Origin of the sequence: uncultured Aquincola sp., assembly GCF_964001545.1 — a bacterium.
Taxonomy (GTDB): Bacteria; Pseudomonadota; Gammaproteobacteria; order Burkholderiales; family Burkholderiaceae_C; genus Aquincola.
In genome coordinates this window covers 1-11,793 of record NZ_CAXFDV010000749.1, presented here as the reverse complement: position 1 = coordinate 11,793, position 11,793 = coordinate 1, and the positions used below count along the sequence as shown (strand labels likewise).

At 70.3% G+C, this 11,793-nt stretch carries 14 protein-coding genes; 8 read left to right on the top strand and 6 right to left on the bottom strand.

Features of this window, described 5'->3' with window-relative positions; all coding sequences use genetic code 11:
- Positions 1-67: 67 nt before the first annotated feature.
- From ABNT58_RS26315 to ABNT58_RS26290, 6 genes are all read left to right on the top strand, one after another.
- Complete coding sequence (locus ABNT58_RS26315; protein WP_348756336.1) at positions 68-247, top strand: hypothetical protein; 180 nt, start codon at positions 68-70, stop codon at positions 245-247.
- A gap of 7 nt (positions 248-254) precedes the next feature.
- On the top strand, positions 255-893 hold the full coding sequence (locus ABNT58_RS26310) for a pseudouridine synthase (RefSeq protein ID WP_348756335.1): 639 nt from the start codon (positions 255-257) through the stop codon (positions 891-893).
- Positions 894-1,023: 130 nt separating this feature from the next.
- Entirely contained in the window at positions 1,024-1,755 is a 732-nt protein-coding gene (locus ABNT58_RS26305) for an SDR family NAD(P)-dependent oxidoreductase (RefSeq protein ID WP_348756334.1), read from the top strand.
- The gene (locus ABNT58_RS26300; RefSeq protein WP_348756333.1) at positions 1,752-2,984 is read left to right on the top strand and encodes an MFS transporter; all 1,233 of its coding nucleotides are present in this window, start codon (positions 1,752-1,754) and stop codon (positions 2,982-2,984) included. The genes ABNT58_RS26305 and ABNT58_RS26300 overlap by 4 nt, the downstream gene beginning before the upstream one ends.
- Positions 2,985-3,028: 44 nt before the next feature.
- Positions 3,029-3,541 (top strand): molybdopterin-dependent oxidoreductase, encoded by a 513-nt coding sequence (locus tag ABNT58_RS26295; RefSeq protein ID WP_348756332.1) that lies wholly within the window; start codon positions 3,029-3,031, stop codon positions 3,539-3,541.
- Complete coding sequence (locus ABNT58_RS26290) at positions 3,538-5,802, top strand: ATP-binding protein (protein ID WP_348756331.1); 2,265 nt, start codon at positions 3,538-3,540, stop codon at positions 5,800-5,802. Before ABNT58_RS26295 ends, ABNT58_RS26290 begins: the two co-directional genes overlap by 4 nt.
- Here the strand turns inward: ABNT58_RS26290 and murB are convergent.
- Complete coding sequence (gene murB / locus ABNT58_RS26285) at positions 5,799-6,848, bottom strand: UDP-N-acetylmuramate dehydrogenase (protein WP_348756330.1); 1,050 nt, start codon at positions 6,846-6,848, stop codon at positions 5,799-5,801. The two genes, ABNT58_RS26290 and murB, sit on opposite strands and share 4 nt — an antisense overlap.
- A gap of 70 nt (positions 6,849-6,918) precedes the next feature.
- Here murB and ABNT58_RS26280 point away from each other — a divergent pair, with 70 nt between their 5' ends.
- Positions 6,919-7,416 carry a YajQ family cyclic di-GMP-binding protein gene (locus ABNT58_RS26280; RefSeq protein WP_348756329.1) on the top strand — a complete coding sequence of 166 codons (498 nt, stop codon included), beginning with the start codon at positions 6,919-6,921 and terminating at the stop codon, positions 7,414-7,416.
- A 9-nt stretch (positions 7,417-7,425) separates the two neighbouring features.
- Positions 7,426-8,073: a retropepsin-like aspartic protease gene (locus tag ABNT58_RS26275; RefSeq protein ID WP_348756328.1), complete on the top strand. Its 648-nt coding sequence runs from the start codon at positions 7,426-7,428 to the stop codon at positions 8,071-8,073.
- A gap of 15 nt (positions 8,074-8,088) precedes the next feature.
- Here the strand turns inward: ABNT58_RS26275 and flgF are convergent, their stop codons facing one another.
- The 5 genes from flgF to flgB form a co-directional block, all read right to left on the bottom strand.
- The gene (flgF, locus tag ABNT58_RS26270) at positions 8,089-8,814 is read right to left on the bottom strand and encodes a flagellar basal-body rod protein FlgF (RefSeq protein ID WP_348756327.1); all 726 of its coding nucleotides are present in this window, start codon (positions 8,812-8,814) and stop codon (positions 8,089-8,091) included.
- Between the two features lie 34 nt (positions 8,815-8,848).
- Positions 8,849-10,117 (bottom strand): flagellar hook protein FlgE, encoded by a 1,269-nt coding sequence (gene flgE, locus ABNT58_RS26265; RefSeq protein ID WP_348756326.1) that lies wholly within the window; start codon positions 10,115-10,117, stop codon positions 8,849-8,851.
- Positions 10,118-10,140: 23 nt separating this feature from the next.
- Entirely contained in the window at positions 10,141-10,806 is a 666-nt protein-coding gene (locus ABNT58_RS26260; protein ID WP_348756325.1) for a flagellar hook capping FlgD N-terminal domain-containing protein, read from the bottom strand.
- A 26-nt stretch (positions 10,807-10,832) separates the two neighbouring features.
- Positions 10,833-11,303 (bottom strand): flagellar basal body rod protein FlgC, encoded by a 471-nt coding sequence (gene flgC / locus ABNT58_RS26255; protein ID WP_348756324.1) that lies wholly within the window; start codon positions 11,301-11,303, stop codon positions 10,833-10,835.
- Between the two features lie 106 nt (positions 11,304-11,409).
- The coding region (gene flgB / locus ABNT58_RS26250) for a flagellar basal body rod protein FlgB (protein WP_348756323.1) at positions 11,410-11,793 on the bottom strand (384 nt) is incomplete at its 5' end.

Here is an 11,793-nt window from a genome sequence, read left to right as displayed (position 1 = left end):
GTTTCGCCTTCGGCGCCCTGGGGGTTATGCTGGCGCCGCGGCCATTCGCAGCAACAGGAGACGCCCGGTGGCGACGCCCAACTACTCGTACGAAAAGCGACAGCGCGAGCTGGCCAAGAAGCGCAAGGCCGAAGAAAAGCGCCAGAAGAAGGCCTCGGACCGCCAGCACGGGTCCGACACCCATGCGGGCGACAACCCGCCGGCCGACGACACGCCCGCCCCGGGCACCGAGCCGCCCGCGGCCTGACCGGGCGGTGAGCGCCCTGCCCGACCTCACGGTCGTGCACCAGGACGACGCCCTCGTCGTCGTCGACAAACCCTCGGGCCTGCTGTCGGTGCCGGGCCGCGGCCCGCAGGGGCAGGACTGCATCGCGCACCGGGTGCAGGCCCGCTGGCCCGATGCGCTGATCGTGCACCGGCTGGACATGGCCACCTCCGGCCTGATGGTGCTGGCCCGCGGCGCGGGCTGGCACCGCCAACTCAGCATCGCCTTTGCCGAACGGCATGTGGCCAAGCGCTACGTGGCGCTGGCCCATGGCCACCTGGCCGACGACGCCGGCACCATGGACTGGCCGCTGATATGCGACTGGCCCAACCGGCCGCGGCAGATGGTGGACCTGATCAACGGCAAGCCCAGCCTCACCCGCTACCGCGTGCTGCAGCGCCGGCCCGACGGCAGCACCCGCGTGGCGCTGGAGCCGGTCACCGGCCGCTCGCACCAGCTGCGGGTGCACCTGCAGGCGCTGGGCCATCCACTGCTGGGCGACGAGCTGTATGCCCCGCCCGACGTGCAGGCGCTGGCGCCGCGGCTGATGCTGCATGCCGAGCACCTGGCGCTGGTGCATCCGCGCAGCGGCGAGCCGGTGCAGTTCGACAGCCCCGCTCCTTTCTGAGTCGGCCCCCAAGCTCGCTTCGCTCGCTGCCCCCTGGCCCTTGTGAAAGGGCCCTCCGGACCCTTGGGGCGCGCCCGCCCTTGGGGCGGCCCGGCGGGCGGGCCTTTCGAGGCGCAGGTATCCTCGCCCGATGTCCTCCCACCTCTTCATCGTCACCGGCAGCTCACGTGGCATGGGTGCCGCGATGGCCGCGCAGCTGCTGCAGGCCGGCCACACCGTGCTGGGCATCGCCCGTGCGCCCAACCCGCAACTGGCCGGCGCCGAGCAATGGCAGGCCGACCTGGCCGACCCGCTGCCCGTGGCCGCGCGGCTGGAAGTCTGGCTGGCCGCGATGCCGGCCGACCGCTTCGCCAGCGCCTCGCTGATCAACAACGCCGCGCTGCTGAGCACGCCCGGCCCGCTGGAAGGCGATGCGCCCGAGGCGCTGTCGGCCGCGCTGCGCGTGGGGCTGGAGGCGCCGCTGCTGCTGTCGGCCGCCTTCCTGCGCGCCACCCGCGGCTGGTCGGGCCAGCGCAAGCTGCTGCACATCTCGTCGGGCCTGGGCCGGCGGGCGATGGCGGGCAGCGCCAGCTATTGCGCGGTCAAGGCCGGGCTGGACCATTTCTCGCGCTCGCTGGCGCTGGACGAAGCGCTGCTGCCCAACGGCGCGCGCACCGTGTCGCTGGCGCCGGGCGTGATCGACACCGACATGCAGCGCCAGCTGCGCGGCGGCGATCCGGCCCGCTTCCCCGAGCAGGCCCGCTTTGCCAACCTGGCCGCCACCGGCGCCCTGGATTCGCCCGAGACCGCCGCCGCCAAGGTGCTGGCCTACCTGGCCCGCCCCGACTTCGGCAGCGCGCCCGTCGCCGACGTGCGCGAGTGAGCGCCGCGGCTCCTGCGGCGGACGCGCCCCTGCGCGCGTTTCCGTCGTTCATGCGCATGTGGTGGGGCCGGCTGGCCGGCACCATGGCCGCGCAGATGCTGATGGTGGCGCTGGGCTGGCAGATGTACGACACCACCGGCAGCGCCTGGGACCTGGGCCTGGTGGGGCTGGCGCAGTTCATGCCCGCGCTGCTGCTGTCGCTGGTGGCCGGCACCGTGATCGACCGCAGCAACCGCGGCCATGTGCTGGCCGCGTGCCTGGTGCTGCAGGCCGGCGTGGCGGCCACGCTGGCCGCAGGCACGGTGGGCGGCTGGGTGGGGCGCGAGACCATCCTGGCCGTCTCGCTGCTGCTCGGCGTGGCGCGGGCCTTCCAGCAGCCGGCGCAGCAGGCGGTGGTGCCGGCGCTGGTGCCGGCCGCGGTGCTGCCGCGGGCACTGGCCTTCAGCTCGGGCGCCATCCAGGCAGCCATCATCGCCGGGCCGGCGGTGGGCGGCTTCGTCTACGTGGCGGGCGCCGCGGCGGTGTACGGCCTGTGCGCGGCGCTGTTCCTGCTGGGCGGCGCGCTGGTGCTGTCCATCCGCGGGCTGGCGCGGCCGCCTTCGAAGGAGCCGGTGAACATGGCCACGCTGCTGGCGGGCTTTCGGTTCATCGCCCAGCGGCCGGTGATCCTGGGCGCCATCTCGCTGGACCTGTTCGCGGTGCTGCTGGGCGGGGCCACCGCGCTGCTGCCCATCTATGCGCGCGACATCCTGCACACCGGCCCCTGGGGGCTGGGCCTGCTGCGCGGCGCGCCGGCGGGCGGGGCGCTGCTGGTGTCCTTGCTGCTCAGCCGCTGGCCGATCCGCAGCCGCGTGGGCCGGCGCATGTTCGCGGCGGTGGCTGTGTATGGGGTGGCCACGCTGGTGTTCGGCGTGTCCACGGTGTTCCCGCTCAGCTTCGTGGCCTTGATGGTGGCCGGCGCGGCCGACATGGTGAGCGTGGTGGTGCGCCAGTCGCTGGTGCAGCTGGACACGCCCGACGACATGCGCGGCCGGGTGGCGGCGGTGAACTCCGTCTTCATCGGCGCCAGCAACCAGCTGGGCGAGTTCGAGTCGGGCGCCACCGCGGCCTGGCTGGGCCCGGTGGGCTCGGTGGTGCTGGGCGGCGTGGGCACGCTACTGGTGGTGGCGGTGTGGATGCGCCTCTTCCCGGCGCTGCGTGAGCGCGAGCATCTCGTGGCTCCCTCCTAGAATCCGCGCCAACGGGGCCGCTGCCTCAACTGCCTTTCAAGTCGATGCTTCTGCTTCGCCGACGTGCTGCCCTGCTCACCGGCCTGGCGCTGGGTTGTGCCGGTGTGCGCGGCGCGCATGCGCTGGAGGCGCCCGCCTCCGACGTGATGCTCACCGTCACCGGCCGCCTGCGCATGCCCAATTGGCAAGGCCACGGCGCCTTCGACCTGGCCATGCTGCAGCGGCTGCCGCAGACCGAGATCGTCACCCGCACGCCCTGGTACGCCACCACCCGCACCTTCAGCGGCCCGCTGGTGCGCGACGTGCTCAGCGCCTGCGGCGCCCGCGGCGACAAGGTGCAGGCCGTGGCGCTGAACGACTACCGCGTCGAGATCCCGTTCGACGACCTGGTGCGCTACGACGTGGTGCTGGCCACCTTGCTGGACGGCAAGCCGATGCAGGTGCGTGACAAGGGGCCGCTGTTCATCATGTATCCCTTCGATCGGCGGCCCGAGCTGCGCACCGCGGTGTACTTCAGCCGCTGCGCCTGGCAACTGGTCAAGCTCGAGGTTCAGTGAACCACCGTGCCCCCACCACGGCCGCTCCGCGACGGGGCTGGCTGATCGGCATCGTCGGCGCCGTGCTGGTGGCCGCGTTTGCGCTGGCCGCCACGGTGCAGGTGCACCAGTTCCGCTCGCTCACCTCGGCGGTGCAGTTCCAGGGCGACTACCTGCTGGTCAACCTCAACCAGCTGGAGGCGGAGTTCCTGCGGCTGCAGATGCAGTGGCGCGAGTCGCGCCGCCAGCTGCCGGCGGACCGGCAGGCGCTGCAGCTGCGCTACGACCTGTTCGTCAGCATGGCCAACCTGCTGGAGACCGAGCGCGCGGCGCGGCTGATCCGCGACCGCTCCGAGTTCGACCGCACCGTGCAGCAGCTGCAGGCCTTCATGGCCGAGGCCGACCGCTACCTGGGCCCGGAAGGCACGCAGGCGCTGGATGCCGCCGCGCTGGCCCGGCTGTCGCGCATGCTGGACGCGCTGGCCGCGCCCATCCATTCGCTGTCGCTGTCGGCCTCGCACGAGGTCGCGGCGCAGATCGCCCGCCGCAACCAGACCGTGCGCGAGCACAACATCGTCAGCGTGGCGCTGACGCTGGTGCTGTGCGTCAGCACGCTGGTGTTCGCGCTGATCACGGTGCGCCAGATGCGCCAGCTGGAACGCCGCCAGCTGGGCCTGGAGGCACTGGCCCGCCGGCTGCGCGACGCCCGCCACGAGGCCGAGGCCGCCAGCCAGGCCAAGAGCGTGTTCCTGGCCAACATGAGCCACGAGATCCGCACGCCTTTCCAGGGGCTGCTGGGCATGCTCTCGCTGCTGCGGCAGACGCGGCTGGACGGCAGCCAGCTCGACTACCTGCGCACCGCCACCGAATCGGCCGACCACCTGCTGGCCATCCTGAACGACATCCTGGACATGTCCAAGCTGGAGTCGGGCACGCTGACGCTGGTGAACGACACGGTGCCGCTGGCGCGCCTGCTGCACGACATCGAGGCGCTGATGCGCCCGCAGGCGGTGGCCAAAGGCCTGGCGCTGCGCATCGACATCGCCCCCGGTCTGCCCGAGCGGGTGACGGCCGATGCCACGCGCATCAAGCAGGTGCTGTTCAACCTGCTGAGCAACGCGATCAAGTTCAGCGACAGCGGCACGGTGACGCTGGCCGCGGCTGCCCAGCACGACCAGCTGGCCTTCACCGTCAGCGACACCGGCATCGGCATGGACGAAGCCACCATGTCGCGGCTGTTCCAGCGCTTCACGCAGGGCGACACCTCGCGGTCGCGCCGCTATGGCGGCACCGGGCTGGGCCTGGAGATCTCGCGCAACCTGGCGCGGCTGATGGGCGGCGACATCCGCGCCAGCAGCCGGGCGGGTGAAGGCAGCAGCTTCGTCTTCGTGCTTCCGCTGCACGCGGCGCCCGCGGAGGACGAGCGCCACCCGCTGCCCACCCTCCCCGGCCCCGACCAGCCGCGCGCCAGCCTGCAGGTGCTGGTGGCTGAAGACCATGCCGTCAACCGCAAGTACCTGGAGGCGCTGCTCACCAGCCTGGGCCACCAGGTGACCTTCGCGGTCAACGGCCACGAGGCCGTGCAGGCGGTGCAGCAACGCACGTTCGATGCGGTGCTGATGGACCTGCACATGCCCGAGCTGGACGGCGTAGGCGCCACCACCGCCATCCGCCGCCTGCCGGGCGCACGCGGCCGGCTGCCCATCATCGCGCTGACGGCCGATGCTTTTCCTGAAACGCGCGAGCGTTGCATGGCGGCCGGCATGACGGCTTTTCTCACCAAGCCGGTGGAAGCCGCGCTGCTGGTGCAGACGCTGGCCAGCGTGACGGTGCCGGCCAGCCCCACCGTGGCGCCGTCGCCCGCGCCTGCGCCTGTGCCCGCCCCTGCGCCGCCACCGCTGCCAGCGGCCGATCTGCTCAACCGCCAGGTGCTGGCCAACGTGCTCGGCGTGATGCCGCGCGAGCGCCTGGCTGCACTGGCCGAAGGCTTTTTGCAGGACTGCCGGCAACAGCTGCCGCAACTGCGCCAGTGGGCCGCCGAAGGCCAGATGGACCCCTTGCGCGCCGCCCTGCATGCGATGAAGGGCGCGGCCCTGAACCTGGGCCTGCAGGGCCTGGCCACCACCGCCCAGGCCGTGCGCGAGCAGGCGCAGCAGGCCGATGCCCCAGGCTTGCAGCCCCGGCTGGACGAGTTGCAGGCGCGGCTGGAAGCCAGCGCCGCGGCGCTGCGCGACGAAGGCCTGCTGGCCGGCACCGAGCCGGCCTGGGGCCCCGGGCCTTAGACGATCAGCGGCTCAGGCTCGAGCCGGATGCCGAAGCGGCCGTACACGCTTTCCTGGATGGCGCGTGCCAGCGTCACCACCTCGGCGCCGCTGGCGCCCCCGCGATTGACCAGCACCAGCGCCTGCTTCTCGTACACCCCGGCGCGGCCCACGGTCTTGCCCTTCCAGCCGCAGGCGTCGATCAGCCAGCCGGCGGCCAGCTTCACCGTGCCGTCGGGCATCGGGTAGTGCACGATCTCGGGGTCGCGGCCGATGATGTCGCGGCACTGCTCCACCGTCACCACCGGGTTCTTGAAGAAACTGCCGGCATTGCCCACCTCGCGCCAGTCGGGCAGCTTGCTGCGGCGGATGTCGCACACCCACTGGAACACCGTCTGCGCATCGGGCTGGAAGTTGCCGCTCTCGTGCATGCGGCGCTCCAGCTCCAGGTAGCCCAGCACCGGCTGCCACGGGCGCGGCAGGCGGAAGCGCACATGGGTGATCACGCTCTTGCCGGCCAGGCCGCCGAAGCCCTCCTGCTTGAACACGCTGTCGCGGTAGCCGAAGGCGCAGGTGCGGGCATCCAGCGTCACGCTGCGGCCGGTGACCAGGTCGACGGTGCTCAGCGACTCGAAGCGGTCTTTCAGCTCGATGCCGTAGGCGCCGATGTTCTGCACCGGCGAAGCCCCCACGGTGCCCGGGATCAGCGCCAGGTTCTCCAGCCCCGGAAAACCGTTGGCCAGCGTCCATTCGACGAACTCGTGCCAGGGCTCGCCGGCACCGGCTTCGACGATGAAGGCGTCGTCGCGCGTTTCCACCAGCCGGCGGCCACGCACGTCCATCTTCAGCACCACCGGTGCCACGTCGCGCGTGAACACCATGTTGCTGCCGCCGCCCAGCACCAGCTTGGGCGCGCGGCCGAATTCGGGATGGTCGACCACACGCCGCACGTCGAGCGCGCTGCGGATGTGGACCAGGGTGCGCGCAACGGCCGGCAGGCCGAAGGTGTTGTAGGCGCGCAGGCTGGCGTCGTGCTCGATCTGAAGGGCCGGTGCCAAGCGTTGCATGGCAGAATTTTCGCTGATTCCCCTGTGAGCCTGTGCTTACGGTCCTTTTCTCTCTGTACCAGGTGGTCCCATGCCCAGCTTCGACACTGTTCTTGAACCCGATCTCGTCGAGGTCCGCAACGCGGTCGACCAGGCCGGCAAGGAAATCACCACCCGCTTCGACTTCAAGGGCACCAGTGCCAAGGTCGAGCTGCAGGACAAGGGCACCGACAAGAGCATCACGCTCTATGGCGACAGCGACTTCCAGATCGGCCAGGTCAAGGACGTGCTGGTGGGCAAGCTGAGCAAGCGCAACGTCGATGCGCGCTTCATCGACGACAGCGCCAAGATCGAGAAGATCGGCGGCGACAAGGTCAAGCAGGTGCTGGTGCTCAAGGCCGGCATCGACAGCGAGCTGGGCAAGAAGATCCAGGGCGCCATCAAGCAAAGCAAGCTCAAGGTGCAGGCCGCCATCCAGGGCGACACGGTGCGCGTCACCGGCGCCAAGCGCGACGACCTGCAGGCCGCGATGGCACTGATCCGCAAGGACATCGACGTGCCGCTGTCCTTCAACAACTTCCGCGACTGACGCAGCCCCATGCGCCGCATCGCCCTGCTGCTGCTGCTGGCTGGCCTGGCCGCGGCCCTGCCCGCTGCGGCGCAGCAGGTCTCGCTCAATGGCAGCATGGGTGAGCGCGCCGCGCTGCTGGTCATCGACGGCCAGCCGCGCACGCTGAGCGTGGGCAGCAGCTACGGCGGCGTCAAGCTGCTGTCGGTGGCGGCCGATGGCGCGCGGGTGGAAGTGGGCGGCAGCCAGCTGCTGCTGCGCATCGGCGCCGCGCCGGTGAGCCTGGGCGGCGCCGCGGCCACGCGCACCGACCAGGAAGTGGTGCTCACCGCGGGGCCGGGCGGCCACTTCATGTCGGGCGGCCAGATCAACGGCAAGACGGTGCAGTTCATGGTGGACACCGGCGCCAGCGCGGTGGCCCTGTCGCAGGCCGAGGCCGACCGCATCGGCCTGGACTACAAGCGCGGCGCACGCGGCACGACGCAAACGGCCAATGGCCCGGTGCCGGTGCACCAGGTGGTGCTCACCTCGGTGCGGGTGGGCGGGGCCGAGGTGTACCAGGTGCCTGCGGTGGTGCTGCCCGAGCAGATGCCCTTCGTGCTGCTGGGCAACAGCTTCCTCAGCCGCTTTCAGCTCAAGCAGGTCAACGACACGCTGCGGCTGGAAAAAAAGCCCTGAGCGGGCGCCCGGCGATCAGCCGGTGGACAGCAGCTTGGAGGCCGTCTGCTCCTGGCGCTCGCTGGTCTGCATCAGCTTCATCTGCTGCTCGAACTGGCGGCCGGCCGAGATCATCGCCACCATGGTTTCCACCGCACTGACGTTGGAGCCTTCCAGCGCGCCGTCCTGCAGCCGCGCGTTGGGGTCGGCGTCCAGCGGGTCGGGGCCGGCGCGAAACAGGCCATCGTCGCCACGGGTCATCGGCGCCTCGGGCGTCACCAGCTTGATGCGGCCGACCTGCACCGCGGCCTGGCCGGCGGCCTTGGCATTGACGGTGCCGTCGGGGGCGATGCTCACCTCGCTGTTGGGCGGCACGGTCAAGGGGCCGCCTTCGCCCATCACCATCTGGCCCGACTGGGTCATCAGCGTGCCCTCGGCATTCACGTCGAGGTTGCCGGCGCGGGTGTAGGCCTCGGTACCGTCCACCGCCTGCACCGCCATCCAGGCATTGCCCTTCATCGCCACGTCCAGGTTGCGGCCGGTGGCCTGCACCGCGCCGGGCAGCTGGTTGTAGCCCACGGTGGACTCCAGCGCATAGGCGCGGGTGGTGGCGCCGTCGCCGCGGATGGGCACCGCGCGAAAGGCCTGCAGCTCGGCGCGAAAGCCGGTGGTGGTGGCGTTGGCCAGGTTGTGCGAAAGCACGTCCTGCCGCTGCATGGCGGCTTTCGCGCCCGACATCGACAGGTAGATCATGCGGTCCATCGCTCGCTCCCCTCTTCAGCCGGCGGCGCGCGCGTCAGCGCAGGTTCACCAGGGTCTGCAGCACCTGGTCCTGCGTCTTGATGGTCTGCGCATTGGCCTGGTAGATGCGCTGGGCGGTGATCATGTTCACCAGCTCGCCGGTCAGGTCGACGTTGGACTCTTCCAGCGCGCCCGACTGCAGCTTGCCCATGGTGCCTTCACCCGGCACGTTGACGATGGGGTCGCCCGAGGCGAAGGTGCGTGCCCACAGGTTGCCGCCCAGCGGCTGCAGGCCCTGCGTGTTGCGGAAGTTGGCCAGCTCCAGCCGGCCCACCGGCTTGCTTTCGCCGTTGGAGTAGCGCGCCATCACGATGCCGCTGTCTTCCACCGAGATGCCCGACAGCGTGCCGGCCGCATAACCGTCCTGCGCCAGGTCGGTGACGCGGAAGCCCGAGCCGTACTGGGTGGACTTGCTGAGGTCGAGCTGGATGCCGGTGATGGGCAGCGTGGCCGCGCCCGCCACGTTGGTGGAGGCGGGAATGTCGATGCTGATCGGCCCCACCGGGTTGGTGACGCTGCCGCCGTTGCTGCTGAAGTTCAGCGTGGTCACCGGCAGCGGCGCGGCGGCGGTGCCGGCCACGGTGGTGCCGTTGGCGGTGGCGAACACGTTCCAGGTGTCGGCCGGCGTCGCGGCCTTCTGGAAGTAGTAGGTCATCGCCACTTCCTGGCCCTTGGCGTCGTACAGGGTCTGCGACGTGGCGTTGTTGTACGTCTTGGCGTCGCTGAAGTTGATGGCCGCGCCGGTGGTCGGCGCCGTCACGCCCAGCCGCGCGTCGAGGTTCATCTCCAGGTCGATGGTGGTGGTGGGCTGCGGCGAGATGCCGGCGGTGGGTAGCTTCAGCGGCTGCGCCAGGCCCGGCTGGATGACGCCGGCGCCGTCGGCCGGATAGCCCATCAGCTTGAGCTGGTCGTTGTTGACGATGTTGCCCTCGCGGTCCACCTTGAACTGGCCGTTGCGGGTGTACATGACCGGGTTGCGGCCGTCGGTCACCTGGAAGAAGCCGCCGCCGTTGATGGACAGGTCCATCGCGTTTTCGGTGCTGGTGATGTTGCCCTGCGTGAACTGCTGGGCCACCGTCTGCAGGTTGACGCCGATGCCCACGTTGTTGGCCCCGGTGCCGTTGAGGGCGGTGGCGTACATGTCGGCGAACTCGGCGCGCGAGGTCTTGGCGCCGTAGGTGTTGGCATTGGCAATGTTGTTGCCGATGACGTCGAGGTTCTTGCTGCTGGCGTTCAAGCCCGACAGGCCTTGCTGGAAGCTCATGGTGGGGTCCTGCGGTCAGGGGTTCAGTTGAAGGACTTGATGTCGGTGTACTTCACGGTGCCGGCGTTGCGCAGCTCCAGCTGCAGCGTGTCGCCGGTGGTCACCGCGTCCACCCGGTCGCGCATCAGCGGCGTCACGCTGACGTCGGTGGCGCCGCTCTTGGCCACCACGCGGAAGCTCTTGCCGTTGGAGGCGCTGACGCCTTCGGACGGCTTCCAGTCGAAGGTATGGCGCCCCGATTTCTCGGCGCCGATGTTGATGGTGTCCACCACCTGGCCGCTGCCCGAGAGCACCTCCACCTTCACGCTGTCGGCTGCGCCGCCCAGGTCGAAGCTGCCCTGGATGCTGCCGTCCTCGCTGGTGGTGAGCTTGTTGCCGGCCACCACCACCTCGCTGCCCACCAGCGTGGCGCCCTGCAGCGCCTGCATCTGCACGAACTGGGCGTTCAGGCCGTTGACCGTGGTGTTGAGCTTTTCCACGCCGGTGACGGTGCTGATCTGCGCCATCTGGCTGGTCACCTGGGCGTTGTCCATCGGGTTCAACGGATCCTGGTTCTGCATCTGCGCCACCAGCAGCTTGAGGAAGCGGTCGCTGCCATCGGTGGTCTCGGCGGTGGGCGTGCCGCCGTAGTTGAAGCTGCTGCCGTTGAACGTGACGCCGGAGACCGGCGACGTGGAGGTGGTGGTCATGGTGGTCCTGGTTCAGCCTGCGGGCGTCAGCTCTGGCCCATCTGCAGCGTCTTCTGCAGCAGGGACTTGGCGGTGTTCATCACTTCGATGTTGTTCTGGTAGCTGCGCGAGGCGGAGATCATGTTGACCATCTCCTCGACCGCATTGACGTTGCTGTAGGTCACGTAGCCGTCGGCATCGGCGCTGGGGTTCTTGGGGTCGTGCACCCGGCGGCCGGGGCTGTTGTCTTCCACCACGGTGGACACACGCACGCCGGCTGCGCCCACCACGCCTTCGGTGGCCGGGTCCATCGGGCCGATGCCGGTGCCCATGGGCCGCTGCGCCTGGCGCGCGCCCATCAGCTCGGTCTGGAACACCACCTGCCGCGCCTTGTAGGCGGTGCCATCCGGCCCGGCCACGGTATCCACGTTGGCCAGGTTGGAGGCCACGGTGTTCAGCCGCTGGCTCTGCGCGCTCACGGCGCTGCCAGAGACGTTGAATATTTGGAACATGCTCATTGGAGCCCCCGGTTCGTCGAGTACGCCGAACCACCCCCCGAGGGGGTCCGCGGCCGCTTGGGAGCGGCCCGGCGCTGGCCGCGGCTGTTCAGCCGTCTTTCAGTCGTCATGCCTGCCCCTTGATCGCGTCGAGCATCGTGCGCACGCTGCCGTTGATGAAGCGCAGCGAGGCTTCGTACTTCAGGGTGTTTTCCACGAAGGTGGCCCGCTCGCGGTCCATGTCGACGGTGTTGCGGTCGAGGTTGGTCTGCGCCGCGGCGGCGTAACGGGCCTCAACTCCGCCGCCCAGCGTGCCGATACCGGTGGGCATGTGGCCGCTGGCCGTGGTTTTGAGCTGCGAGGCGGCGCTGCGGTCGCCGACCGCCTGGCGCAGCGCCTGCGAAAAATCCATGTCGCGCGCCACATAGCCCGGCGTGTCCGCGTTGGCGATGTTGCTGGCGATCATCTGCTGGCGTTCCGAGCGCAGCTGCAAGGCCTGCGTCTGGAAGTT